This window comes from Arthrobacter sp. T572 (genome assembly GCF_056780115.1).
Genome location: NZ_JBRAZQ010000002.1, coordinates 3,099,393 through 3,122,989, shown reverse-complemented (window position 1 = coordinate 3,122,989; position 23,597 = coordinate 3,099,393). Strand labels below are relative to the sequence as shown.

General features: G+C 64.8%; 24 protein-coding genes and 1 tRNA gene. 12 read left to right on the top strand and 13 right to left on the bottom strand.

The annotated features are described in order from the left end of the window. Positions 1-47 precede the first annotated feature (47 nt). Positions 48-1,580, top strand: coding sequence for an amino acid permease (locus ACUYMZ_RS15705; protein ID WP_481604320.1), 1,533 nt, complete (start codon positions 48-50; stop codon positions 1,578-1,580). A 128-nt stretch (positions 1,581-1,708) separates the two neighbouring features. On the opposite strand, the gene ACUYMZ_RS15700 is transcribed toward ACUYMZ_RS15705, so the two are convergent. The 4 genes from ACUYMZ_RS15700 to ACUYMZ_RS15685 all read right to left on the bottom strand — a co-directional run bounded on the left by ACUYMZ_RS15700 (position 1,709) and on the right by ACUYMZ_RS15685 (position 5,251). Then, positions 1,709-2,344 carry a DUF2461 domain-containing protein gene (locus ACUYMZ_RS15700; RefSeq protein WP_426003751.1) on the bottom strand — a complete coding sequence of 212 codons (636 nt, stop codon included), beginning with the start codon at positions 2,342-2,344 and terminating at the stop codon, positions 1,709-1,711. 119 nt (positions 2,345-2,463) lie between these two features. Further along, on the bottom strand, positions 2,464-3,945 hold the full coding sequence (locus ACUYMZ_RS15695; protein ID WP_442422951.1) for a catalase: 1,482 nt from the start codon (positions 3,943-3,945) through the stop codon (positions 2,464-2,466). A 7-nt stretch (positions 3,946-3,952) separates the two neighbouring features. After that, positions 3,953-4,429 (bottom strand): Fur family transcriptional regulator, encoded by a 477-nt coding sequence (locus ACUYMZ_RS15690; RefSeq protein WP_481604317.1) that lies wholly within the window; start codon positions 4,427-4,429, stop codon positions 3,953-3,955. A 30-nt stretch (positions 4,430-4,459) separates the two neighbouring features. Beyond that, positions 4,460-5,251: a hypothetical protein gene (locus ACUYMZ_RS15685; protein WP_481604315.1), complete on the bottom strand. Its 792-nt coding sequence runs from the start codon at positions 5,249-5,251 to the stop codon at positions 4,460-4,462. Between the two features lie 96 nt (positions 5,252-5,347). On the opposite strand from ACUYMZ_RS15685, the gene ACUYMZ_RS15680 reads away from it, so the two are divergent. Continuing rightward, positions 5,348-6,619 (top strand): MFS transporter, encoded by a 1,272-nt coding sequence (locus ACUYMZ_RS15680; RefSeq protein ID WP_481604313.1) that lies wholly within the window; start codon positions 5,348-5,350, stop codon positions 6,617-6,619. A gap of 101 nt (positions 6,620-6,720) precedes the next feature. After that, positions 6,721-7,590 carry a zinc metalloprotease HtpX gene (gene htpX / locus ACUYMZ_RS15675; protein ID WP_426003746.1) on the top strand — a complete coding sequence of 290 codons (870 nt, stop codon included), beginning with the start codon at positions 6,721-6,723 and terminating at the stop codon, positions 7,588-7,590. Positions 7,591-7,698: 108 nt separating this feature from the next. Here the strand turns inward: htpX and ACUYMZ_RS15670 are convergent, their stop codons facing one another. Continuing rightward, entirely contained in the window at positions 7,699-8,190 is a 492-nt protein-coding gene (locus ACUYMZ_RS15670; RefSeq protein WP_426003745.1) for a YajQ family cyclic di-GMP-binding protein, read from the bottom strand. A gap of 180 nt (positions 8,191-8,370) precedes the next feature. Here ACUYMZ_RS15670 and ACUYMZ_RS15665 point away from each other — a divergent pair, with 180 nt between their 5' ends. Continuing rightward, entirely contained in the window at positions 8,371-8,637 is a 267-nt protein-coding gene (locus ACUYMZ_RS15665) for a hypothetical protein (protein ID WP_426003744.1), read from the top strand. 129 nt (positions 8,638-8,766) lie between these two features. Beyond that, positions 8,767-8,851 (top strand) — tRNA-Tyr (locus ACUYMZ_RS15660). Positions 8,852-8,938: 87 nt separating this feature from the next. Here ACUYMZ_RS15660 and ACUYMZ_RS15655 read toward each other — a convergent pair. Both ACUYMZ_RS15655 and ACUYMZ_RS15650 read right to left on the bottom strand, forming a co-directional pair. Then, complete coding sequence (locus ACUYMZ_RS15655; protein ID WP_426003743.1) at positions 8,939-9,706, bottom strand: potassium channel family protein; 768 nt, start codon at positions 9,704-9,706, stop codon at positions 8,939-8,941. A 46-nt stretch (positions 9,707-9,752) separates the two neighbouring features. Beyond that, positions 9,753-9,974: a hypothetical protein gene (locus ACUYMZ_RS15650; protein WP_426003742.1), complete on the bottom strand. Its 222-nt coding sequence runs from the start codon at positions 9,972-9,974 to the stop codon at positions 9,753-9,755. A gap of 172 nt (positions 9,975-10,146) precedes the next feature. Here ACUYMZ_RS15650 and ACUYMZ_RS15645 point away from each other — a divergent pair, with 172 nt between their 5' ends. Then, positions 10,147-10,692 (top strand): acyl-CoA thioesterase, encoded by a 546-nt coding sequence (locus tag ACUYMZ_RS15645; RefSeq protein WP_442422952.1) that lies wholly within the window; start codon positions 10,147-10,149, stop codon positions 10,690-10,692. Here the strand turns inward: ACUYMZ_RS15645 and ACUYMZ_RS15640 are convergent. Continuing rightward, positions 10,689-11,093 (bottom strand): hypothetical protein, encoded by a 405-nt coding sequence (locus ACUYMZ_RS15640; RefSeq protein WP_481604310.1) that lies wholly within the window; start codon positions 11,091-11,093, stop codon positions 10,689-10,691. The two genes, ACUYMZ_RS15645 and ACUYMZ_RS15640, sit on opposite strands and share 4 nt — an antisense overlap. Before the next feature lie 174 nt (positions 11,094-11,267). Here ACUYMZ_RS15640 and ACUYMZ_RS15635 point away from each other — a divergent pair, with 174 nt between their 5' ends. Further along, on the top strand, positions 11,268-13,133 hold the full coding sequence (locus tag ACUYMZ_RS15635) for an SGNH/GDSL hydrolase family protein (RefSeq protein ID WP_481604308.1): 1,866 nt from the start codon (positions 11,268-11,270) through the stop codon (positions 13,131-13,133). Between the two features lie 98 nt (positions 13,134-13,231). Then, positions 13,232-13,609: a thioredoxin gene (gene trxA, locus ACUYMZ_RS15630; RefSeq protein ID WP_426003738.1), complete on the top strand. Its 378-nt coding sequence runs from the start codon at positions 13,232-13,234 to the stop codon at positions 13,607-13,609. Positions 13,610-13,704: 95 nt separating this feature from the next. Here the strand turns inward: trxA and ACUYMZ_RS15625 are convergent, their stop codons facing one another. The 4 genes from ACUYMZ_RS15625 to ACUYMZ_RS15610 form a co-directional block, all read right to left on the bottom strand. Beyond that, positions 13,705-13,983, bottom strand: coding sequence for a putative quinol monooxygenase (locus ACUYMZ_RS15625; protein WP_426003737.1), 279 nt, complete (start codon positions 13,981-13,983; stop codon positions 13,705-13,707). 91 nt (positions 13,984-14,074) lie between these two features. Beyond that, positions 14,075-14,890, bottom strand: a complete 816-nt coding sequence (locus ACUYMZ_RS15620; protein ID WP_442422955.1) for an ABC transporter permease — start codon at positions 14,888-14,890, stop codon at positions 14,075-14,077. Continuing rightward, positions 14,890-15,858, bottom strand: a complete 969-nt coding sequence (locus tag ACUYMZ_RS15615; protein ID WP_481604305.1) for an ATP-binding cassette domain-containing protein — start codon at positions 15,856-15,858, stop codon at positions 14,890-14,892. The genes ACUYMZ_RS15620 and ACUYMZ_RS15615 overlap by 1 nt, the downstream gene beginning before the upstream one ends. A 118-nt stretch (positions 15,859-15,976) precedes the next feature. After that, positions 15,977-16,951, bottom strand: a complete 975-nt coding sequence (locus ACUYMZ_RS15610) for a DNA-3-methyladenine glycosylase family protein (RefSeq protein WP_481604303.1) — start codon at positions 16,949-16,951, stop codon at positions 15,977-15,979. A 132-nt stretch (positions 16,952-17,083) separates the two neighbouring features. Here ACUYMZ_RS15610 and ACUYMZ_RS15605 point away from each other — a divergent pair, with 132 nt between their 5' ends. The 4 genes from ACUYMZ_RS15605 to ACUYMZ_RS15590 are packed head-to-tail and all read left to right on the top strand — an operon-like array spanning position 17,084 to position 21,459. Beyond that, entirely contained in the window at positions 17,084-17,476 is a 393-nt protein-coding gene (locus tag ACUYMZ_RS15605; protein ID WP_426003733.1) for a VOC family protein, read from the top strand. 60 nt (positions 17,477-17,536) lie between these two features. Next, positions 17,537-18,922 carry a cystathionine beta-synthase gene (locus tag ACUYMZ_RS15600; RefSeq protein ID WP_426003732.1) on the top strand — a complete coding sequence of 462 codons (1,386 nt, stop codon included), beginning with the start codon at positions 17,537-17,539 and terminating at the stop codon, positions 18,920-18,922. A 13-nt stretch (positions 18,923-18,935) separates the two neighbouring features. Beyond that, positions 18,936-20,105: a cystathionine gamma-synthase gene (locus ACUYMZ_RS15595; RefSeq protein WP_481604301.1), complete on the top strand. Its 1,170-nt coding sequence runs from the start codon at positions 18,936-18,938 to the stop codon at positions 20,103-20,105. A 4-nt stretch (positions 20,106-20,109) separates the two neighbouring features. Beyond that, a complete protein-coding gene (locus ACUYMZ_RS15590) occupies positions 20,110-21,459 on the top strand; it encodes a glycosyltransferase 87 family protein (RefSeq protein WP_481604299.1) in 1,350 nt (449 codons plus the stop codon). On the opposite strand, the gene ACUYMZ_RS15585 is transcribed toward ACUYMZ_RS15590, so the two are convergent. Next, positions 21,456-23,591, bottom strand: a complete 2,136-nt coding sequence (locus ACUYMZ_RS15585) for a phosphocholine-specific phospholipase C (RefSeq protein WP_481604297.1) — start codon at positions 23,589-23,591, stop codon at positions 21,456-21,458. The two genes, ACUYMZ_RS15590 and ACUYMZ_RS15585, sit on opposite strands and share 4 nt — an antisense overlap. Positions 23,592-23,597 lie beyond the last annotated feature (6 nt).

The window sequence follows — 23,597 nt, the reverse complement described above, 5'->3', positions numbered from 1 at the left end:
ATCCTTGATGAGTCCTATATCATCCCCATCCAGAATGTGGCATCTTTATGAACATTTTCAGGACCAAGTCGATCGAGCAGTCGATCGCTGACGCCGACGAACCCGGCCGTACCCTCAAGCGCAGCCTCAGCACCTGGGATCTCATGATCATGGGTGTCGCCGTTGCCGTGGGAGCCGGTATCTTCTCCGTGGGCGCCAAGGCTGCTGCGAATTTCGCCGGCCCTGCGGTGACCATCTCCTTTGCCATTGCTGCTGTCACCTGCGCCCTGGCCATCATGTGCTATGCGGAATTCGCCACCGCAATCCCCGTGGCGGGCTCGGCTTACGTCTTCACCTATGCCACCATGGGCGAGGTCCTGGCCTGGATCATCGGCTGGAACCTCATTCTTGAACTCTTCACTGCCGCGGCTGTGATCGCCAAGTACTGGGGCATCTACCTCAGCACGGTCTTTGGCCTGATGGGTGTAGACCTGCCTCCGTCCATCAGCCTGGGCGGTGTGGACCTCTACTGGGGCGCGTTCCTCATCGTGGCCATCTTCACCGTGCTGCTGGTGCTGGGGACGAAGCTGTCCGCCCGCGTCGGCAACATCTTCACGCTGATCAAGATCGGCGTGGTGCTCTTCGTGATCGTGGTCGGCTTCAGCTACGTGAAGTTCTCCAACTACAGCCCGTTCGTTCCGGACTCCGTGCCCACCGAAAGCACTGGCGTGGCGGACGTCATGAAACAGTCCTTCTTCGGTTTCCTTACCGGCGCGGCACCGGCCCAGTACGGCACCCTCGGCATCTTCGCGGGTGCGGCCTTGGTGTTCTTCGCGTTCATTGGCTTCGATGTGGTGGCCACGTCCGCCGAAGAAGTGAAGAATCCACAAAAGACCCTGCCCCGTGGTATCTTCGGCGGCCTGGCGCTGGTGACCCTGCTGTACATTCTTGTGTCTCTTGCCCTGACCGGCATGGTGTCCTACACCCAGCTGGCGGAAGTGAAGAACCCGACGCTGACCACGGCATTCGAGGCCGTTGGAAACACCGATGCCGCCAAGGTCATTGCCTTCGGGTCCCTCATCGGCCTGACCACCGTGATCATGGTCCTCCTGATGGGCCTGGCCCGTGTTGTCCTGGCCATGAGCCGCGACGGCCTGCTCCCGCGGGCATTGTCCCGGACCAGTGACAAGCACGCCACTCCTGCCCGCCTGCAGATCATCTGCGGTGCTGCGGTGGCCCTGGTGGCCGGCCTGACCAACGTGGATCTCCTGGAGGAAATGATCAACATCGGAACGCTCTCCGCGTTCGTGATGGTCAGCCTGGGCATCCTGGTGCTGCGCAAGAAGCGCCCGGACCTGAAGCCCGCCTTCCGGGTGCCTTTCGGCAAGGTCCTCCCCGTGGTCTCAGCACTCCTGTGCCTGTACCTGATGACCAACCTCGCGGTGGAAACCTGGATCTTCTTCGCAATCTGGCTGGTCATCGGCATGGCGATCTACTTCGCCTACGGACAGCGCCACTCCCGCCTCAACGAGAAGTTCGCTGCGGCCAAGGCGTCCGTGGATTCCAAGCCTGGTGACGAAGACACCTTTACCAAGGTCTGATCCACGCCGCACATAAAGCCAGGACGCCCGGGAACTGCTGTTCCCGGGCGTCTTCGCGTCCGGCCCCGGGGGACAAGCTTGGGGGTCTGCCTTTTGGACAGAGACTTTCGGGCTGGTTTGATCAGCGACTAGGGCGCCGCGTGCAGGCTGATCCAGTCAACCAAAGGCCTCAGGGTCTCCCAGCGGGAAGCAACCTCGGCTTGTGCTGCCGGGGTTGAAACCCAGGAGGGTTGCCCCACCTCCATGCCGGCGGACAGGTACCGGTGCTTGAGCAGCCGGCCACGGGCGTGCTCCGGATCGAAGCCCCGGGGAACGGTCTTCAGTTGCTCACCCTCGATAAAGAACCCGGCCGCTGACAAGGAATCGACGATCTCCTGAAGTTGCCCTCCGGAGTCCGGGGCATCCACTGCACCCCGGTAGCGGGCCAGCTGGGCCGGGGTGTGGGAATGGTAGCCACCGCCGATCAGGAGGCCGTCGGCATTGACCTGCACGTAGAATCCCACGCCCTCCAGGCGCGAGGCGAAAGCGCCCTGAGCCGTCTTGTACGGTGACTTGTCCTGGGAGAACCTGATGTCCCGGTTGGGCCTGAAGATCTTGGCCGGCCCGAACTCCGGTTCGAGGTCCGCAAGGAGGGCGGACAGCGGCGCCCTGACATCGGCGTCGTACCTGCTTTTGTTCTCCAGCCACCACTCGCGGTTGTTGTTCTCTTCAAGCTCCGCGTAGAAGCGGAATGCTGCAGCGGGGATGCCTTCAAATGTGCTCATGCAAGGATCCTAGGTAGCGCCGCGCGGGCGCAGCCATAGCTGGATTCAGCTATGTGGAAAACGAAGAACACCCCGCTGCGGAATGGATCCGCAGCGGGGTGTTCCCGTAGCAAAAACGCTTAGAGCTTGTTGGCAGCTTCTGCGTCGGAGGAGCCTTCGCCGGCGCCGAGGTTGGCGCGCAGCTTGGCACCGAGTTCGGCGTCAACGTTGGTCCAGTACTGGATGGCGCGTTCCTTGATGTCGGCGCTCTTCACGCCGCCAACGGCACCGGTGATGGTCTCGAGGAAGCGTGCCTTGGCAGCCTCGTCGTAGACCTCGCGGTACAGGGTGCCGGCCTGGCCGAAGTCGTCGTCCTCGGCGTGCAGGGAGTGGGCGGAGAGGGTGAGCTCGCCGTCGTTCTCCCAGCCACCTGCCGGGGAGGCAGGCTCAACAGCAGCCGGGCCACCAACGGTGTTCGGTGCGTAGACCGGGGTGCTCGGGGAGTTGAACAGGTAGCGTCCCTGTCCATCCTGGCTGTAGTTGTGGACCGGGCTCTTGGGCTGGTTCACGGGGATCTGGGCGTGGTTGGTGCCAACGCGGTAGCGGTGTGCGTCAGCGTAGGAGAAGATGCGGGCCTGCAGCATCTTGTCCGGGGAAGCAGCAATGCCCGGCACGAAGTTCGACGGCGCGAAGGTGGCCTGCTCGATCTGCGCGAAGTAGTTCTCCGGGTTCTTGTTCAGCTCCATGGTGCCCACGTGGATCAGCGGGTAGTCAGCGTGCGGCCACACCTTGGTGAGGTCGAACGGGTTGAAGCGGTAGGTCTTGGCGTCCTCGTAAGGCATGACCTGGACGTGCAGTTCCCAGGAGGGGAAGTTGCCGGCTTCGATGTTCTCGTGGAGGTCGCGGATGTAGAAGTCCGCATCCGAACCGGCCAGCGCCTCGGCCTCTTCGCTGGTGATGGAGTTGACGCCCTGGTTGGACTTGAAGTGGTACTTGACCCAGAAGCGCTCGCCGGCGGCGTTGATCCACTGGTAGGTGTGCGAGCCGTAGCCCTGCATCTCGCGCCAGTTGGCCGGGAGGCCGCGGTCACCCATGAGCCAGGTGACCTGGTGGGCGGACTCGGGGGAGAGGGTCCAGAAGTCCCACTGCATGTCAGCGTCACGCAGGTGGGTGCCCGGGAGGCGCTTCTGCGAGTGGATGAAGTCCGGGAACTTGATGCCGTCGCGGATGAAGAACACCGGGGTGTTGTTGCCCACGAGGTCGTAGTTGCCCTCGGAGGTGTAGAACTTCACGGCGAAACCGCGGGGGTCGCGCCAGGTGTCCGGGGAGCCGTTCTCGCCTGCAACCGAGGAGAAACGGATGAGCATGTCGGTCTCGACGCCGGGCTGCAGGAATGCTGCCTTGGTGTATTTGGAAACGTCGGACGTGGTCTTGAACGTACCGAAAGCGCCGCCGCCCTTGGCGTGCACAACGCGCTCCGGGACCCGCTCGCGGTTGAACTGGGCGAGCTTTTCCACCAGGTAGTGGTCGGTCAGGATGATGGCTCCATCGGCGCCGACGGACTTGGAGTGCGCGTCAGACGTAACGGGGGCACCAGACTGAGTTGTGGAAATGGCAGTCATCGTTCTCCTATTTCTTGGTAACTGGTAGTACGGGAAGCTGTTGTTTGGCCTGGCAGTCCTGGCAGATGCCCTGGTAGAGGACGTCTGCAATCTGGATGGTCATTGGCTTGGAGTTTTCGTCCCAGTGCGGCGTAAGGCATGGTGCGTGCCCCACGGCGCAGTCAACGTCCTCCACCTTGCCGCAGCTGATGCAGACGGCGTGGTGGTGGTTGTCGCCCACCCTGGTCTCATAGAGTGCCGGGGAGTGCGGTGGTTCGAAGCGCCGCAGCATCTGCAAATCCGTGAGGTCGCTGAGCACCACATAAACAGACTGCGCCGTCAGTTCAGGTAGTTCCTCCCGGGCGGCAGCGAGAATGCCCTCTGCCGGGGAATGCGGATGATGCTGGACCGCGGCCAATACTGCCAGCCGCTGTTTGGTCACGCGCCGTCCGTGGGACCGCAGGGCAGCGGCCCATGTGTCCTGGTCGGCTGTGTGATCGATCATGCATCCATTGAAGCACTTATTTTGATAAGTTCACAATAAGGCGAGGCTAACTTCCGGCAAACGGAAGACATCAAGCATTGGGCTTGCCTCCTCGGCCGCGGAGCGGCCCACAGCATGCACCCGCAACGACCCGCCGGGATCCGGCGCTTCGACGGCCACGCAGCTGTACCCACTGCTCCGGGAAGACAGGGGAAGGGACCCCAGCGCCGCACCCAAGGCAACAAGCTCACCGGGAAGGACGTCCGCGATGCCCGGCGCGCCGCTTGCAGGTTCAAATACCAAGTGGTTGCGGCCCGCATCGACGGTCGCCACGAGCGGCGTGTGCTGCGCGTCAGGTACGACGCCGGCACCCGGCTCCGCGCCGCCGCCCGGTCCCGGCAGGGGAGCCTGAAGGCCGGAAGCGGCAGCGCGGACGGACTCCCGGAGCCGGTGGTCTACGAGTTCCAGGTCCTCCTCCGGCTCGGCCACCCGGCGGTAGGCCGGAAGCGCAAGCTGGCGGCCCGGCGTCGTGGTTTCTCCGTGCCAGCGCGCAAACAAATGGAACGTCGGAGTAGACGACTCGGCCACAGGTTCCCCCACCGCGTCCCCCAGCGGATGCCACAGGTGGGCGAACATCACGGAGCAGCGCGAAGCGCCCAGGACTTCACGCAGGGCGGTGCGTGCCAGGCCATGGCAGTACAACCAGTCGGCGGCGGAAGATTCCGTGAACTCCACGGACGGGTCGGACAGCCGGAGCACAACGTGGCCGGCGGTCAGCGGATGACGCGGACGGGCAAGCTCCCAGAACGCGGAGCGGAACAGCAAGCGTCGTGACAAGACCATTGCACCTCCCTCCCCGGGGTGAGCCTACCAACCAAGCCGTGACAGCGGGAGAAGGGCGAGTCACGGGGCGTATCGCCGGGTCGTTAGGGTAGCAAGGTGGCAAAACTACTGGCTGACATCACCCCCCTGAAAGAGAGCCCGGCTTTTCGACGGCTGTGGATCGGCGGGTCGGTGGCAGCAATAGGCACCCAACTCACTCTCGTGGCTGTCAGCCTGGAGGTTTACCGCCTGACCCGGGAAAGCTTTTACGTGGGCCTCCTTGGCATCTTCGCGTTGGTTCCCTTGGTGGTGGCCGGGCTTTATGGCGGGTCCGTTTCCGACGCGTACGACCGGCGCAAAGTGGCGATCGTAGCCTCGATAGTGCTGTGGGCCACCACAGTCTGCCTTGCGCTGCAGGCGTGGCTGGAGGTGGGGAATGTGTGGCTGCTCTACGTGCTGGTGGCCATCCAGAGCGGGGCCCAGGGCATCAACGGGCCAGCGCGCAGTGCCATCATTCCGCTGCTGGTCCGCAAGGACCTCCTGCCCGCAGCGAACGCCCTGAACATGCTCACGTTCGGCCTTTCCATGACCGCCGGCCCGCTGCTGGCCGGCGTCCTCGTGGCTACTATCGGTTTTGGCTGGACCTACACGATCGACGTCGTCAGTTTCACCTTCGCCCTATGGGGACTGTTCACCCTGCCCCCGTTGCCTCCGTCCGACGATGCGGTCCGGCCGGGCCTGCGCTCCGTGGTGGAAGGCTTCAGGTTCCTGGGAACCCGGCCCAACGTCCGCATGACCTTCATCATCGACCTCATCGCCATGATCTGCGCCCAGCCCCGTGCCCTCATGCCAGCCATCGGGGCCGTCATGATCGGGGGCGGCGAAACCACCGTGGGTGTGCTGCTCGCCTCCACGGCCGTGGGCGCTTTCCTGGCGGGGCTGTTCTCCGGACCGCTGGGCCGTGTCCGGCGGCAAGGCAGTGCCGTGGTGTGGGCAGTGGCTGGCTGGGGTGCGTCCATCGGCGGCTTCGGCCTGGTGGTGCTGCTCGCCGGAGACGCCGGGCGCGGGGGAGTCACGCCATGGCTGATACCGGCCGCAGCGTGCTGCGCGCTCGCAGGCATTTCAGACTCCGTCAGCGCCGTCTTCCGCACCACGATCCTTCAGTCCGCCACGCCGGACCATCTGCGCGGCCGGCTGCAGGGCGTGTTCATCGTGGTGGTTGCCGGCGGTCCGCGGGTAGGGGACATGCTGGCCGGGGGAGTCACGCAGTTCCTCAGCGAAGGGGGAGTGCTGCTGCTGGGCGGCATCCTTTGCATCGTCCTGGCCTGGCTGGCCTCCCGGCTGCAACCCGGTTTTGTGGCGTACGATGCCAAGCACCCCACGCCCTGAGCCGAAACCTTTCACTGGCCTGGGGGCCGGGCCCGCGGAACATGCCGCCCGCCGTCGGCGTTAATCCGGACAAAACAACCGACGAAAACGATTGGACCACCGTGCACAGACACAACAATGGACTCAAGACCGCAGCGCTCTTTGGCGTGCTGTGGGCGGTGCTGTTGGGTTTGGGCGCCCTCATCGGCGCCGGTACGCGCAGCTCTGCCCCTATCTGGATCATGGCGCTGATCGGCGTGGCAACCACGGCCTACGGGTACTGGAACAGCGACAAGATCGCCATCCGTTCCATGTCTGCCTACCCTGTCTCCGAGGCCCAGGCTCCCCAGCTGTATCAGATTGTCCGGGAGTTGTCCGTACGGGCCAACAAGCCGATGCCCCGGATCTACCTCTCACCCACCATGACGCCCAACGCGTTCGCCACCGGCCGCAACCCCAAGAACGCCGCAGTGTGCTGCACCGAGGGGATCCTGCACCTGCTCGATGCCCGTGAACTCCGGGGGGTGCTGGGCCACGAACTGATGCACGTGTACAACCGGGACATCCTGACGTCGTCAGTGGCCGCCGCCGTGGCCGGCGTCATCACGTCCGTGGGGCAGATGCTGCTGTTCTTCGGCGGCGGGGACCGGCGGAATGCCAACCCGATCGCCATGATCGCCATGGCCCTGCTGGCGCCGTTCGCGGCATCGCTGATCCAGATGGCCATATCCCGCACGCGGGAATACGACGCCGACGAGGACGGTGCCCAACTTACCGGGGACCCGCTGGCGCTGGCTTCGGCGCTGCGGAAGATCGAGTCCGGGGTTTCCCAGCTTCCGCTGCCGCAGGACCAGCGACTCGTCAACGCCTCGCATCTGATGATCGCCAACCCGTTCCGGGGCGGTGGAATGCGCCGGTTGTTCTCCACGCACCCTCCCATGGGAGACCGCATTGCCCGGTTGGAGCGGATGGCAGGGCGGCCGTTGTCCTAGCCGCGCGGGGTTGGTTGAGGTAGCCGGGCGGCCACTGAGTCAAGTGCGAACTCCCGGAAAGGCAAAAAGCCGGGGTGCGGCACACCCCGGCTTTTCCTGGTGCAGAACCTAGCTGCGGAAGTTCACGAACTGCAGGTCGGCTTCCTCGAAGTTCTTGAGGATGGCCATGGTGGCCTGCAGGTCGTCGCGGGACTTGGACGTGACGCGGAGTTCGTCGCCCTGGATCTGGGACTTGACGGACTTGGGGGCTTCGTCGCGGATGATCTTGTTGATCTTCTTGGCGATGTCCTGGGCGATGCCTTCCTTGATGGTGCACTCCAGCCGGAATTCCTTGCCCGAGGGGTAAGGCTCGCCCTGGTCCAGGGACTTCAGCGAGATGCCGCGCTTGATGAGCTTGGACTGGAAGACATCCAGGACAGCCATGACGCGGTCCTCGGAGTTGGCCTTCATGAGGATCTTCTCGCCGCTGAAGTCGATCTCGGCGCCGACTCCCTTGAAGTCGTACCGCTGAGCGATTTCCTTCTGTGACTGGTTGAGCGCGTTGGCGACCTCTTGCTTGTCCACCTTGCTGACGACGTCGAACGTTGATTCGCCTGCCATGACTCTCCTTGGGTTTGGGGCCCGGTAAGGGCGGTTTGTCTGGCATCAAGCCTAGTACGGAAGGGCAGCATTGGGTCCGTGGATCCCTTTCACAGTTCGCTCACAGCACACGCAGGGTTGGAACGAAGGCTGTGGACCGAGAGTTGTACCTGTTGGAAGAGCACACCGCCGGAGGTAAGCATGAGCAGCAAGGCCGTCCAGTATGTCAGCAAGTCCGCGTCCGTGGCGGCCGGAACCTTGGGCACGGCGGCGGTTGCCGCAGCCGGCGCGGTGGCAGCGGCAGCGGTGGCGGCCTCTATTGTCCTCAGCCCGGTACCCGATGCGGCTGCACGCATGGACGGTGTCCACGCAGACCTGCAGCGGGCCGTGGAGCTCAACCAGATCACCGCCGAACAGGCCGCGAAGTTCGAAGCGAAACTGGCCGGACGGATCCTCGGAGAGGCCTGATTCCCGGGCGATTCCGGGCCGTGCGCTCCCGATTAGATTCTTGGACGGAAGTTCTGTAAGGTTGTCTCTGCCTTCGGTTACCGGATCGAAAAGAAACGGTCTTCCGGAAGTGATCTTCTTTTGAAGTTCGGCAGATTACCCGAGCGGCCAAAGGGGGCTGACTGTAAATCAGCTGGCACTGCCTACGGGGGTTCGAATCCCTCATCTGCCACCAACGGGAAATCCCCGGAACCATCTGGTTCCGGGGATTTTTTGTTCGTCCCGGGTTGCCTCCCGGCCACGTGGCAGCGGCCGGGCGGGCCTACGCTTCGCTGCGCCGGGCGGTGTGCTCCCGGAGTTCTGCAATCTCTTTGCGCAACGCGGCGATTTCGGCCACGAGTCCGGCCATCTCGGCACGGACAGGTGCCTCTGCCGCCGTCGTTTTCTCTTCCATGGCGGAGGCGACGTCCTCAGCGTTCTCCTCGATCCGCTGCACCAGCCAGGAGGCGATGGACGCGGTGACGATACCCAGCACGGCAATGCCGCTCATCATGAGCGCGGCGGCCACAAGCCTGCCGATGGGCGTGACGGGGTAAAGGTCGCCGTAGCCCACCGTGGTGATGGTGGTGATGGCCCACCAGGCAGCGTCGCCGAAGCTCACGATCTTGGCGTCGGGGGCATTCTGTTCCACATCGAGGACGGCCAGCGCCCCGACCAGGATCAGCATGGCTGCCGAACCGGCGACGTAGGTGGCGATCCGCCCCCGCAGGGTTTCGCCCACGGTCCGGTGCAGGACCGACAGCAGTGTGACGAGGCGAAGGAGGCGCAGTGGCCGGAAGAAAGGGAGTACCACGATGAGGAGCTCGTGGAGGTTCCAGAGAAACCATCGTCCGCGCTCTTCGGCCAGCCACAGATTGATGAAATAGTCCAGGGCGAAGATGCCCCAGGTGATCCACAGGACGATTTCGAAGGGCAAGGCGGCAGGACCTTCCACGCGCCCAATGACCTGCCAGGCGTACGCAGTGAGGAAGATCAGGGCCGTGGCCATCAGGGGCCACTCCACAAGGTCCCGGTAGCGCGCTTGAGTCATACGGGAATACTAGCCACAGCCAACGCCCGAATCCGGCCGAAAGCAGCTAGGCGGCGGGAGTTTCCAGCCAGTAGCCGTCCATGTGGTGGACCAGCTGCCGGCCCAGGCCGCCCTTGAGCTGGACCCAAAGCGTGCTGCGGTCATCCGTCATGCCGTCGATGGTGCCTTCGATGCGGTTGCCGCGGGCGTCCTGGAGGACGACTTCCTGGTGCCTGTCCAGGGTGGGCCACACGTCACCGGGGATTGGGGTGGTCAGCAGTTCGCTCACAGGGTTCTCCTTGAATCTTCCAACGTTTCGGGGTTCCAGATATTGTGCACGGGATTCATGAACCGGCGGTAAACGTTTGTGCAAACGTTGGACATAAGTTGGACATAAATCAGGGTCTGCACCAGGCAATTCCTTGGTGACGCAAAATGTTACCCGTGGGTAACATGATGGAATGCACCTCTTACTGCGAACCCTGTTGCTGCTGTTCACCTCGTCCAGGCGTCCCCCGCTGAAAGCCTGGGACACGTCATCCTTGCCGCTGCGGGTCCTGCCCACCGACATCGACATCGCCCTGCACGTCAACAACGGCATGTACTTTTCCCTGATGGACCTGGGCCGGTTCGACCTCATGGTGCGCAGCGGGATCTGGCGGAAGATGCGCAAACGTGGTTGGAGCCCGGTCGCTTCCGGTGAGACCATCGCGTTCCGGAAATCGCTCCAGCTGTGGCAGCAATACACGATCGAAACCCGGATCATCGGGCTGGACACCAAGGCCATCTACTTTGAGCAGCGCATGGTGGTGGACGGCGAAATCTACGCCCGTGCACACATCGCCACGCGCCTTGTAGCCAAGGGCAGGCCGGTGACCCAGGAGGAGATCATCGCAGAGTTCGGCGCTCCGCCTGCGGACATGGAATTGCCCGGATGGATCCACGAGTGGCGGGAAAACAACGCCCTCCCCGGGGCGCGCCGTCCGGCTCCCCACATGTGGAGCTAAGAGCCGACGTCCCGCCGCTGCAGCCCCACCGCAGCGGCCACCACGAGAATCGCCGAGATACCCCACAGGGCGGCCGCGGCACCCGCATTGGCCCCGTTGGTGACCGGCGAATTGCCGTAGGCCCAGTGGTAGGGCGAGAAATCCAAGAGCCACTCAAGGTCGGGTGCCTGCCGCCCCACGGCATTGAAAACGTAGCCGAGCACCGCCACGCCCGCCCCGGCAGCCAGCCGGCCCGTCAGCGCCCCGGCGCACAGCGCCACGGTTCCGCTCAGCAGCGCCAGTCCGGCGAAGACCGAGCCGCGTTCCACCGCAAAGTCGAGCCCGTGCAGCACTTCCCGCTGCCCGAAGGTCTTCCGTAACCCCGCAACCCGGATTGCGGGGCCAGGCACAATTCCCGGCATGCCCATACGCTAGGCCCGTGCCCGCCTCCCCACAAGGTGCCCGCATCATAACGATGTGGCACCAAAGGCCGCGTCGGGAGGCAACCATATGCCGGCGTCGAACATACTTGCTTCACTGTTTCCGGTGCGGAAGCAGCGGCAGGGCTTCCGCCCGGGTTTTCATGGGGTAGCAGTATGAGGTTCGCAGCGTCAGCGACCACGCGGTCAGTCCGCAGGATCCACAGAACAGCCACGGCGCTTTTGCTGGCAGGGGTCGTGCTTGCATGCACGGCGGCGGCCGCGCCCACGGCCACCGCACAGCCTGCTGCTTCGGCGCCCACCAGGGTGGTCACCGAGACGGCCACGCCGCCCGTGACGGGCGCCATCGGACACCTCTACACCACCAGTACGTGGGCGCGCAGCGTGCTGCTCAAACCGACTGCCGCAGAAGAGTGTTCGGCTTCGGGCTGCGTGCAGCGGTTCGTCGGAGGCGACATCGCCTGGTCCCCGCGCACCGGCGCCCGCGTGGTGGTCAACGGCCCGGTGCGCACTTCCTGGTGGGACGCAGACGGTCCGGCCGGCTTCCACGGCTATCCCGTGACTGATACCACCAGCGGCCTTCGCAACGGCGGAACAAAGCAGGTGTTCGAACGCGGCGCCATTACCCACTCGCCGGCCACGGGTGCGCAGCGGACCGGCGGTTCAATCCACCTCGCGTGGGGACGTTCGGGTTTCGAAAGCGGCTACCTCGGGTACCCGGCCAGCGGTGAGCGGACAGGACTGCGCGACGGCGGTGTGTACCAGGTCTTTGAACGGGGCTTTGTGGTGTGGTCGCCGGCGTCGGGGGCGCATCCCTCCATGGGGGCGATCCGTGAGCGGTGGCGGCTGTCCGGCATGGAGAACGGCGAGCTTGGCTACCCCACCACGGATGAGTACCGTGGCCTGCGCAGCGGTGGATCAGCGCAGCACTATCAGCGGGGCACCATTGTCTGGTCTCCCGGTACGGGAGCAAAGGCACTGGCCGGGGCCATCCGCGGCTACTGGAATGCAACGGGCGGGCAGAACGGTGCCCTGGGCTATCCGGTCAGTGAGGAGTACCGCCAGGCCTCTTTCGCCTACCAGCAGTTCCAGGGCGGCACGGTGTACTGGTCTGCCGCCACGGGCGCCCACTCCACCACCCACGGCGACATCCACAACCGCTACGTGTCCCTGGGCGGAGCCGCCGGGCAGTTGGGGCTGCCGCTGACGGACAAACTCCCCAGGGCCGGCGGGTTGGTCCAGCAGTTCGTCAACGGCTGGCTCGTCTGGGGACCCTCCACGGGAACACGGATCGTCGGCCACCCTACCTACAAGGTATGGTCCATCAACCCGGGGGAGTTCGGGTGGCCGCTGAAGGACTCCTGGACTGACGCACGCGGGGCCCATGTGGCCTTCCAGAAGCTGGAAACAATCTGGAACGAGACCACGCAGGAACTCTACTCAGCCGAACCGGTGGACGCTGCCACGGTGGTGTTCCTTGGGGACTCGCAACTCGACCTGGATTCCTGGGGCGAACAGGGCGCCCGGGCAGCGGGCTATCCGCGCCAGGTGGTCCGCAGCATCGGCGGACTCGGCTACGTGTCCGGCAGTCCCGCCGTCGGAGGTGGTTCGGCCACCGATGCCATGCTGGCGGACCGGATCCTGCTGCCCCAGGGCAACCCGGGGCTGGTAGTGGTGAACCTGGGCGGCAATGACGCAAGGATCGGTGCCACGGATGCTGCCATCCTGTCCCAGGCGAACCGGCTCTGGGACGAACTGCGCCGGAAATATCCGCGGAGCACCATCCTGGTCAATGGCGTGCTGTCACGCTACGACGCCGGGCATGCGCAGCGCCGCTGGGTGGACGGGCTCGTGACCCGGGAAGCGGCCGTGAGGGGCTGGCCACGGATTTCGATGGCGGGCACCGCCACGATCGCGGGGGCAAACGGCAACTATCTCGACGACGTCCACCTCACCCAAGCGGGCCACAACAAGGTCGCGCCGTTGTATGCCTCGGCACTGCGCTACGTCCTCGGTAAATAGCTACATCCGGCGCGCCGCCATTTATTCCCGGTGACGCGGGAAGCGAACAGCGGGGCTATCCACGGGACTTGACGGGCGGGGTCGCGTACCGTGGAAGCATGGCTACAGTTGACATCACTGGAGAACAGTTCGCATCGACCGTTGAGGACAACGACATCGTCCTGGTGGATTTCTGGGCTGCCTGGTGCGGCCCGTGCCGCCAGTTCGCGCCCACTTACGAGGCTGCCTCCGACAAGCACTCGGATGTCGTCTTTGCAAAGGTGGACACCGAGGCCGAGCAGCAGCTTGCAGCCGAAGCCGGAATCTCTTCCATTCCCACGCTGATGGCTTTCCGCGAGAAAGTCCTGGTCTTCTCGCAGCCGGGTGCGCTCAACGGCCCTCAGCTTGAGCAGGTCATCGAGGCCGTGAAGGGCCTGGACATGGACGAGGTGCACGCCCACGTTGCCAAGCAGCGTGCCGAAGCCCAGGAAAACTAGACCAACCCGCGTCCAGCGCGGAAAAAACACGAGGTCGCCGGAAACTTCCGGCGACCTCGTCCTGCTTCCGGCAGTTTCTGCCGGGACAGCTGGTCTTAGAGGCGTTCCAGCTTGACCGGTTCGGCAAGCAGGGCGCTCAACGACTCGTTCAGGTCCTGCACGGCAACTCCCTTGGAGTGCTTGTCCAGGAGTTCCTCGGATTCCCAGCGCTCAGTGAGCACCAGCTTTTCCTCGGTGGCTTCCGTCAGTTCGTAACGGATGCAGCCGGGCTCGTTGACCACCTCATCGATCGCAATTTCCAGGGCAAGCTTCACGCGGTAAAACTCGCCTTCGTTGGGGATGAACGTGGCCTTCAGGTCAATGGGTTCACTCATGGCCCCAACACTACCGGCAGGACAGGGCGGGTTTTGCTGTGGTTACGGCTCTGTTGCGCCAGGCAACGGTGTGGCAGAAGCCAGGCGGACACTACTTGGTGCTGCGGGCAATTGTGCGGATCCCCACCACCAGCCCGACGGCGGCAGTCACCACGGCGGCCACGAGTCCCCAAAGCGTGTGGTTGCCAACCGTTCCGGCGAAGAGCTCACGCTCTGCATTTACGAGGTACGTCAGGGGGTTGAACAAGCTGGCCACTTTCATCCAGTCCGGTCCCACCTCGATCGGCAGCATGATGCCGGACAAAATCATCAGCGGGAACAGCAGGGTTTGCTGCACGCCCCAGAAAATCCACTCCTTGTTCCGGGACACCAGCGCCAACGCGTAGGACAAAGCGCCCAGCCCGATGCCGAAGATACCCAGGATCACCAGGCCCAGCAGGACGTGCAGCGGATGGAACACGAAGCCGAACGGGATGCAGACCACGGAGATCAGCAGGCCCTGGACCACCAGCGGAGCCCACTCCTTCAGCGCCCTGCCGACCATCAAAGAGGAACGGGACAGGGGAGTGGCAAGAATCCTTTCGTAGGAGCCCGTCATGAGCTCGTACTGCAGGTTGGAGCCGGTCATGGACGTGCCGAAGAGGGCGATCATGACCACCACGCCCGGCAGGAACCACTGCAGCGTGGACTGTCCGCCAAAGACCGGAGCACCCACCGACGCACTGAGCAGTGGACCAAACAACCCCAAAAACACCAAGGGCTGGATCAGGGAGAAGATCAGCGAGAACGGGTCCCGCAGCGGCAGGAGCATCTCCCGCCAAAACACGAACCAGGTGTCGGACACAACGCGGGAAACCCCAGGCCTGTGCAGGCCGGTCCCCACCTTCACCGCGGCTTCTGCGGCCATCAAACCTCAGCTCCTTCCCGCAAACTGCGGCCCGTGAGTTCCAGGAAAACGTCGTCGAGCGTGGGTGGTTTCAGCTCCATTGACTGGGCGGGAGCACCGGCGTCGTGCATGTCCTTCAGGAGGCCGGGCGCAAGGTGCGCTCCCTCCGCCAGCCGCAACCGGAAGCGGACCACGCCGTCGTAGGCGGCCTCTTCAAGCTGGCCTTCTGCGGCGGCCCGGCCCAGCAGGCCCCGGACCTCGGGAGCGGCCCCCGCCGCAACCTCCACCGCCAGGAGATCGCCGGCGAGGTTCGCTTTCAACCTGGCGGCGGTGTCGTCGGCGATGATCGAGCCGTGGTCGATCACGATCACGCGCTCGGACATGGAGTCCGCCTCGTCCATGTAGTGCGTGGTGAGCACGATCGTGGTGCCGAGTTCAGCACGCATCCGCATGATGTGTTCCCACAGGTTGGCCCGGTTCTGCGGATCCATTCCGGTGGAGGGCTCGTCGAGGAACAGCAGTTGCGGGGAGTGCATGAGTCCCAGGGCTACGTCCATGCGGCGGCGCTGGCCGCCGGACAACTTGATGACGGTGCGCTTGGCGAGGTCGCCCAGGTCCAGGGATGCCATGAGCGTCTCGGCCCGCGCCTTGGCGTCCGCGGTGTTCATGCCGTAGAAGCGGCCCTGCATGATGAGTTCGTCAATGACGCGGTAGCTATGCCCGCCGCCGTTGCCCTGGCCGATGTAGCCGATGCGTGCCCGGACACCGGCCGGGTCCTCCCCGACATCCACCCCCGCCACCGTGGCGGTGCCGGAGGTAGGTTTCAGCAGGGTGGTGAGCATGCGCAGGGTGGTGGATTTGCCGGCACCGTTGGGCCCCAGGAAGGCCACCAACTCACCCGGTGCGACGTCGATGTCCACCCCCTTGACGGCCTCCACCGTTTCTTTTTTCGCAGTAAACGTTTTGGTGAGCTTCTTCGTGTGGATCACGGGCACTCCAGGGCGGGTAGCTGCAGGGCTGGGATTAGCTGACTCCAGGCGCCACGCTATACCCGGCAGCGGGCACGGTAAATACTTCCGCGGACACCTTCCGTCCGCATGGGGAGGGTCAGTGTGCGCGGTGGTCCTGGACCGTCATCCGCGGTCCGAAGGTGGGCTTGCGGAACCCGCTCAGGTACAGCATCCGCACCAGCCGCTGGCGTTGCCCCCGCCAGGGTTCGAGGAGTTCGATCATGCCGGGGTCGTCCGTCTTCCGGCCCGTCAGCGCATACCCAACGTACGACGCAAGGTGGTAGTCGCCCACGGAAATTGAGTCGGGGCAGCCGTGGGTCCGTTGCACCACCTCCGCCGCCGTCCACACGCCAATGCCGGGAATGGACTGCAGTTTTGCTCCGGCCTCGGCCGCGCTTACCGCGCCCAGGCGTTCAAGTGCGACGGCGGATTGCAGCGCGCGCATGACCGTGGCCGAACGCTGCGGCCCAACTCCTGCCTTGTGCCATTCCCACGACGGAACGGAAAGCCACTGCCGGGCAGTGGGTGGCACGAGCAGTCCTCGTGGAGCCGCCGGGCCGGGAGCTGCGGTTCCGTAGCGGTACATCAGGTACCGGTAACCACGCCGGGCCTCCAGTGTGGTGACCTTCTGCTCCAGGATGGTGGGCACCAGGGAGTCAACCACCCGGCCGGTGGAAGGCAACCGCACAGCCAGGTTCCGGCGTCGTGCTTCCCGCACCAGCCGCGGGAGGGTGTGGTGGAAAGCGGGCTCGTCAAAGGCGGACCAATCGTCAGCCGCGCCCAAAAGCCGGGGCACCCCTGCCACGGCGTCCCCTGCGCCGGGACCCCAGGCCTGGGCATCCACGAAGGAAACGTTGCCGGCACCACCACCGGAGAGCCGCAAGGTGGTGGGCCCCGCGGGCGTGGTGAACGCCAGCCAAAAGCCGTTGGGGTGGGCAGCGAACGACGGATCGCCGTTGCCGCGCATCAAGGGAAAGAGGGTCTGGTCCAGCCGGAACGCTGCGCCGGGATGCCACCGCACAGAAGCATCTGCCGCGGCCGCAACAAGGGGCGGGGCTTCTGCGATGGTCATGTACTTAATGGTCCCACGCGCCACCGACAATCCGAGCCACGCTAACCCTTACGGAATAAATTGCGCGGGTCTAGACTCCCAGATGTGGCGCGGGTGGGCCGCGCCCCAAACCAAAACCAGGAGCGCGGAACCATGGCTGGAATTGTGCACTTTGAAATCCCCACCGAGGACACCGACCGGGCCAACAGCTTCTACAAGAGCGTCTTCGACTGGAACCTCAGCCCGATGCAGGGCATGGACTATACGATCGCCATCACCACCGATTCCGATGAACAAACAGGCGCACCCAAACAGCCAGGAGCCATCAACGGCGCGTTGTTCCCCCGCACGGACAACCTGAAAACGCCGATCCTCACGCTGGACGTGGAGGACGTCGACGCTGCCCTGGCCCAGGTTGAATCGGCCGGTGGATCGGTAGTGCAGGGCAAGGATGCCGTACCGGGGATGGGCTGGTACGCGTACTTCAAGGACACTGAAGGCAACATCCTGGGCGTGTGGCAGACAGACTCTTCCGCGGGAAGCTGAGGTTGACTCCCGGTGACCGCCGGTCCGGGGGAGCAGCAGGCAGGCGGTAACTTTGTACCTATGAAGTACGCCCAGTCCGTGTTGGACCTCATAGGCAATACGCCGCTCATCAAGCTCAACCACGTTACTGCAGGCATCAAGGCCACCGTCCTGGTCAAGCTCGAATACGTGAACCCCGGCGGCTCCATCAAGGACCGCATCGCCGTGAAAATGATCGAAGCGGCCGAGAAGGACGGGCGGCTCAAGCCCGGCGGAACCATCGTGGAGCCTACCTCCGGCAACACGGGTGTTGGCCTGGCGCTTGTGGCGCAGCAGAAGGGCTACAAGTGCGTATTCGTGGTGCCGGACAAGGTGGGCGAAGACAAGCGCGCCGTCCTGGAAGCCTACGGAGCGGAAGTCGTGGTGACCCCCACCGCCGTGGCACCGGACAGCCCGCACAGCTACTACGGCGTGTCCGACCGCCTGGTCAAGGAGATTCCGGGCGCCTTCAAACCGGACCAGTTCTCCAACCCGGCCGCACCGGGCAGCCACTTTGAGTCAACCGGGCCGGAGATCTGGCGCGACACGGACGGCAAGGTGACCCATGTGGTGATCGGCGCCGGAACCGGCGGCACCATCACCGGCACGGGCCGCTTCCTGAAGCAGGTCTCGGCGGAGCGTCCCGAGTCCGACGGCGGACGGGTCAAGGTCATTGGCGCCGACCCGGAAGGCTCGGTCTACTCCGGCGGCACCGGGCGTCCCTACTTTGTGGAGGGCGTCGGCGAGGACATGTGGCCCGCCAATTACGATCCCACGGTGGCAGACCACGTCATTGCCGTTTCGGACGCCGACTCCTTCGCCATGACGCGCCGCCTTGCCCGCGAGGAAGGCCTCCTGGTGGGTGGTTCGTCCGGCATGGCAGTGGTCGCTGCGCTGAAGGCCGCGCAGGAGCTGGATGAGTCGGCCGTCGTGGTGGTGATCCTGCCCGATTCCGGCCGGGGCTACCTGGCCAAGATCTTCAACGACCAATGGATGCGCTCCTACGGCTTCCTCTCCGGAGGGGAAGAAGTGTCCGTGGGCGAGGTCCTCAAGTCCAAGACCGGTGAGCTTCCAGACCTGGTCCACATCCACCCGAACGAGTCCGTGCGCGATGTCATCAACATCATGAACGAGTTCGGCGTCTCCCACATCCCCGTCCTGTCCCAGGAACCGCCGGTGGTGATGGGTGAGGTCCTTGGTGCAGTGGACGAGCGCAGCCTGACCAGCAAGCTGTTCCGGGGCGAAGCCAAGCTCACGGACAAGATCGCCGAGCACATGGGGGACAAGCTCCCCGTGATCGGATCGCTGGAGACCATATCGGCTGCCCGCGAGCTGTTGTCCGACGTCGATACCGTCATGGTCACGTTCGTTGGTGCCCCCGTGGGCATCCTGACGCGGCATGACCTTCTTGCCTACCTGAGCAACTGACAAAGGAGCTTCCATGTCTGCACCCAACAACGCCGGTTTCAACACCCGGGCCGTCCATGCCGGCCAGGCCTTCGAGCCACGGACCGGCGCGGTCGTTCCGCCCCTGCACTTCAGCACCACCTACGCCCAGGACGGCATCGGCGGCCTCCGCTCCGGCTACGAGTACGGCCGCGGCGGCAACCCCACCCGCGATTCGCTGCAGGAACAGCTTGCCGCGCTGGAAGGTGGCACCGCCGCGTTTTCCTTTGGCTCCGGCCTCGCCGCCGAGGACGCCCTGATCCGTGCGGTGGCCCGCCCGGGAGACCACATCGTCCTCGGCAACGATGCCTACGGCGGAACATACCGCCTGATCAACCGTGTCCTGGGTGACTGGGGCGTAGGAAACACGCCGGTGGACATGGCCGACCTTGACGCCGTGGCACGTGCTGTCGCCGCCAACAACACGCGCATCGTGTGGGTAGAGACGCCCTCCAATCCGCTGATGAAGATCACCGACATCGCGGCGCTCGCTCAGGTAGCCCACGACGCCGGTGCCCTCCTGGTGGTCGACAACACCTTTGCGTCCCCCTACCTGCAGACCCCGCTCACCCTGGGTGCCGATGTGGTGGTCCACTCGACCACCAAGTACATCGGTGGACACTCCGACGTGGTGGGGGGAGCGATCGTGGTCAAGGATGCTGAACTGGCCGAAAAGATCGGCTTTATCCAGTTCGCCGTTGGCGCTGTGTCCGGGCCCATGGACGCCTTCCTGACCACCCGTGGCCTCAAGACCCTGGGCGTACGCATGGACCGTCACAGCGAGAACGGCCAGGCGGTTGCCGAGTGGCTGCTGCAGCGCCCGGAAGTGGAAGCTGTCCTGTACCCGGGACTTCCCGACCACCCGGGCCATGACCTGGCTGCCCGGCAGATGAAGAAGTTCGGCGGCATGGTGTCTGTACAGTTCAAGGGCGGTGAGGCAGCGGCACGCACGGTTGCCGAGTCGACCTCCGTCTTTACGCTGGCAGAGTCCCTGGGCGGGATCGAATCCCTCATGAACTACCCATCCGAGATGACCCATGCCTCCGTGAAGGGCACGGAGCTGGCGGTGCCGGAGAACCTGCTGCGGCTCTCCTGCGGCATCGAGGATGCCGAGGACCTGATTGCCGACCTCGAACAGGCCTTCGCCAAGATCAGCAACGGCTGACACCGTGTCTTCTCCTGTACGAACGGCAGCGTCCACCGCCAAGCGCGGCTGGACGCTGACCCTTGCTGCCCTGTTCACCCTCGCCGTCGCGGTCTGGTTCCTCTACACGGATTACCAGCCGGCCCTGTATGACTACGAGGTCTACCACTACGGTGGGACCAAAATCCTGGAAGGCGGCGACCTTTACGCGGTCCGCGACGGCTTGCCGTTCACGTATCCGCCGTTCGCGGCCCTGCTTTTCTCAGGCCTCGCCGCGATGGGCTTCTTCGCGGGCAGCCTGGCCTTCATCATCGCTGCCCTGGTGGGAGCTGCCGTGGTCGCTGCCTGGCTGGCCAGGCACTACTTCGGCCATGTGGAATGGCGGGCGGCGTTTGCCGACTACCGTTTCAGGACCACTGCGTTACTGGGCACCGGTGCCATCCTGTTGCTGGGCCCATGGCGTGACACCTTCGTCTTTGGACAGATCAACATCATCCTGATGGGCGTGATCCTGGCCGACTTCGCGCTCTACGGCAAAGTGCGGGCAGGACAGATCCGCTGGCCCGCCGGACTCCTGATCGGCCTGGCTGCAGGCATCAAGCTCACGCCCCTGGCCTTCGGGCTCTATTTCCTGGTGCGCAAGGACTTCAAAGCGCTCGCATGGATGGCAGCAGGGTTCTTCGGCTCCATCGCCGCGGCCTGGGCAGCGCTGCCCCAAACGTCGCTCATGTTCTGGACCCGGATCCTTCCGGACACTGGACGGATCGGTGGGCCGGCCTACGTTGACAACCTCTCGCTGAAGGGTTTGCTGCTGCACTTCGGAATGCCCGATTCGACGATCACCAACCTCGTCTGGCTCGCAGGCTCAGTGGGACTGGCCGTCCTGACCGCCCTGATCATCAAGTGGGCGGTCGATGCCGAGGAGAACTTCGTTGCCGTGTCCGCAACGGCGATCCTCATGCTGCTGATCAGCCCGGTTTCGTGGTCGCACCACTGGGTGTGGGTGGCTGTTGCCCTGCCGAGCATGGCCTTCGCCATGCACCGCGTTCCCACCCGCAGCGGACGCATGCGTCTGGCTGGCTGGATCATTGTGGTGGCCTCCACCATTGCGTTCTACATGACCCCCAAGAACCTGGCCGTCTGGGCGGGAGCTGCCGAATGGGGCAAGGATCCGCAGACCCAGTGGCAGCTGATGGTGTCCAGCCTTGGCGTGGTGTGCGCGTTGGCCATGCTGGCTTACTGGGCGCTTGCCTATCGGCCGTCACGGGCCGTGCTGAGGCAGGGTGCGGCGGCCCGGTCCAGCGACCCCGGGGAGGGCCGGACCAGCCCCGGAGCCGCACCTGGCGCAGACGCCGCACCCCGCACTACGGCCTAGCCTGAAATACCCTCCCGGCCATCTTCTTCACGGCCGGTCAGGCGCCGCCGGAAGGATGCGTCGTCAGGGCTCGTGACCTCCACGTCGTACCAGCCCTGGATGGTCTCCCAGCCGATCTTCCTGGCTTGGCCCGGCTTGAGCCGCACGGATTCGGAACGGTCCCCGTACTGCAGCGCTTCCAGGCGCACGGTGACGGTTGCCGTGCCGGTGTTGCGGACTTCCAGCTCCACGGCCTTGCCGCCGCGGAAGCCGTTAAGGCGAACGTCGACGCCGGACGCGGCACCCGCCGTCGAGCCCTTCAGCTCGTACTGGTAGCGGTTGGGGCCTGTGACCACCACGTCAAAGCCGCCGCCGGGAGCGGGCAGGTCCACGCTGTGGCTGCCGAGGACATCCACGTGGCGGGGTTCGGTGACTTCGCCCGCGTAGCCGTAGACGGTGAAGTGCGCGGAGCGCCGGCCGTCATTGGCCAACGCCAGCGTGATCCCCGCAGGCCGGACCGCGGCGGACACCCTGGGACGGTAGGGAAGCGGCCGCGCCGGCCGGCGCCCCGCCTCCTGGATCGGAGCCACCTGGACGGCTGGTGGATTGGGTCGCCAGCGGCTGATCTTCGCCGGTACCGGGCCGGGCTGGTCAAGCACGGGAGGAGTGCCGGGGGACTGGAAGTTGAAGACCCCCGTCAAATCCCCGCAGACCTCGCGGCGCCACGGCGAGATGTTGGGTTCCTCCACTCCGGTCCAGCGCTCCAAAAAGCGCAGCACGGACGTGTGGTCGAACACCTCGGAGCTCACGTAGCCACCGATCGTCCACGGTGAAACCACGGTCATGGGCACGCGGGGCCCCAGGCCGATGGGCTGGCCCGTGGTCCATTCGGTGTCCTCACCGGAGGCGGGCCGCGGCTGGACAGGCGGGGGAACGTGATCGAAGTAGCCGTCGTTCTCATCGAAGTTCAGGAAGATCGCGGTGCTGTCCCACGTCTCCTGGTTGCTCGCCACGGTGTCCAGCAGCCGGTAGACGAAGTTGGCGCTGCCCACTGGTGTGGAGGCGCCGGGGTGTTCCGAGTCGGCCGCGGAGGGAACCAGCCAGCTGACGCGGGGAAGAGTACCGTCGGCGATGTCGGCACTGAGGCGTTCCAACAAGGTGTCAGGGCGCCCGCGCCACATCGCTTTGTCGAAGAGTGCCTTCTCTGCTTCGCTCAGCGTCGCCCGGCCTTCTTGCAGTTGGGCCAGCAGGCGGTCCTGCTCTGCGGCGGTCCTGCCGGCGAGCTTGTCGTAGAACTCTTCGGTGGTCCGCAGGTTTCCTTCCACGGACGCCAGGATCTTCCGGCCGATCGCCTTGAATGTCTGGAAGTATTCCACGGCGTTGTCCGTGAAGTTGTCCCAGTCCTGGTAGATCCTCCAGGGAATGCCGGCTTGTTCGAGGCGTTCGGGGTAGGTGGTCCAGTCATAGCCGCCGTGGGTGTAACCGTAGGCCGCGTTGGTGACGGCACGTTTGGTGCTGTCCGGTTCGGTTCCGGTGGTGCCGCTCCAGAGGTAATTCCGGTTGGGGTTGGTGGAACCGTTGACCGAGCAGTGGTACGCGTCGCAGATGGTGAAGGTGTCGGCGAGTTCGTACTGCAGGGGGATGTCGGCCCGCTCGTAGAACGTCATGGTGGACGCGCTTTTGGCCGGAATCCACCGGTCGCACCATCCGTTGTTCCAGGCTGCCGTTGTTCCGGAGAACGAATGGTCGAGGTCACCCAGGTATTGAATGTCCGAGCCGGGACGGCCGGCCAGTTCGGCTGCCTTCCGCAGTGAGAAAGGCAGCACCGTGCCGCCCGTGGCCCGGGGCTGCTCGAACATGGAGGTCCCACCCGGCAACCGGGTTACAGCTTTGTCCCCGTAGCCCCGGACGCCGCGCAGGGAGCCGAAATAGTGGTCGAAGGACCGGTTTTCCTGCATGAGGATGATCACGTGCTTGATGGACTGGAGGTCTCCCGGCGGTACCGGCTTGGCCATCGCTGCCTGGACCGAAGGAGGCAGCAGGGAGCCGGTGGCCGCCAGGGCGGTGGCCGCGGCGGCGGTGCCGAGGAAGCCGCGCCGGGAAAGCGACCCGTCGGTTGAACGATTAACCAAATCAGGGATCTTCGAGGACATTAACTA

What these genes read in the sequence shown, in the direction of transcription:
- ACUYMZ_RS15640 (WP_481604310.1), bottom strand. Translation starts at nt 11,093, where the DNA reads ATGCCGGGAATTGTGCCTGGCCCCGCAATCCGGGTTGCGGGGTTACGG.
- ACUYMZ_RS15665 (WP_426003744.1), top strand. Translation starts at nt 8,371, where the DNA reads ATGAGCAGCAAGGCCGTCCAGTATGTCAGCAAGTCCGCGTCCGTGGCG.
- trxA (WP_426003738.1), top strand. Translation starts at nt 13,232, where the DNA reads ATGGCTACAGTTGACATCACTGGAGAACAGTTCGCATCGACCGTTGAG.
- ACUYMZ_RS15620 (WP_442422955.1), bottom strand. Translation starts at nt 14,890, where the DNA reads ATGGCCGCAGAAGCCGCGGTGAAGGTGGGGACCGGCCTGCACAGGCCT.
- ACUYMZ_RS15610 (WP_481604303.1), bottom strand. Translation starts at nt 16,951, where the DNA reads ATGACCATCGCAGAAGCCCCGCCCCTTGTTGCGGCCGCGGCAGATGCT.
- ACUYMZ_RS15705 (WP_481604320.1), top strand. Translation starts at nt 48, where the DNA reads ATGAACATTTTCAGGACCAAGTCGATCGAGCAGTCGATCGCTGACGCC.
- ACUYMZ_RS15685 (WP_481604315.1), bottom strand. Translation starts at nt 5,251, where the DNA reads ATGGTCTTGTCACGACGCTTGCTGTTCCGCTCCGCGTTCTGGGAGCTT.
- ACUYMZ_RS15655 (WP_426003743.1), bottom strand. Translation starts at nt 9,706, where the DNA reads ATGACTCAAGCGCGCTACCGGGACCTTGTGGAGTGGCCCCTGATGGCC.
- ACUYMZ_RS15595 (WP_481604301.1), top strand. Translation starts at nt 18,936, where the DNA reads ATGTCTGCACCCAACAACGCCGGTTTCAACACCCGGGCCGTCCATGCC.
- ACUYMZ_RS15600 (WP_426003732.1), top strand. Translation starts at nt 17,537, where the DNA reads ATGAAGTACGCCCAGTCCGTGTTGGACCTCATAGGCAATACGCCGCTC.
- ACUYMZ_RS15625 (WP_426003737.1), bottom strand. Translation starts at nt 13,983, where the DNA reads ATGAGTGAACCCATTGACCTGAAGGCCACGTTCATCCCCAACGAAGGC.
- ACUYMZ_RS15695 (WP_442422951.1), bottom strand. Translation starts at nt 3,945, where the DNA reads ATGACTGCCATTTCCACAACTCAGTCTGGTGCCCCCGTTACGTCTGAC.
- ACUYMZ_RS15700 (WP_426003751.1), bottom strand. Translation starts at nt 2,344, where the DNA reads ATGAGCACATTTGAAGGCATCCCCGCTGCAGCATTCCGCTTCTACGCG.
- ACUYMZ_RS15605 (WP_426003733.1), top strand. Translation starts at nt 17,084, where the DNA reads ATGGCTGGAATTGTGCACTTTGAAATCCCCACCGAGGACACCGACCGG.
- ACUYMZ_RS15670 (WP_426003745.1), bottom strand. Translation starts at nt 8,190, where the DNA reads ATGGCAGGCGAATCAACGTTCGACGTCGTCAGCAAGGTGGACAAGCAA.
- ACUYMZ_RS15585 (WP_481604297.1), bottom strand. Translation starts at nt 23,591, where the DNA reads ATGTCCTCGAAGATCCCTGATTTGGTTAATCGTTCAACCGACGGGTCG.
- ACUYMZ_RS15645 (WP_442422952.1), top strand. Translation starts at nt 10,147, where the DNA reads ATGCACCTCTTACTGCGAACCCTGTTGCTGCTGTTCACCTCGTCCAGG.
- ACUYMZ_RS15690 (WP_481604317.1), bottom strand. Translation starts at nt 4,429, where the DNA reads ATGATCGATCACACAGCCGACCAGGACACATGGGCCGCTGCCCTGCGG.
- ACUYMZ_RS15635 (WP_481604308.1), top strand. Translation starts at nt 11,268, where the DNA reads ATGAGGTTCGCAGCGTCAGCGACCACGCGGTCAGTCCGCAGGATCCAC.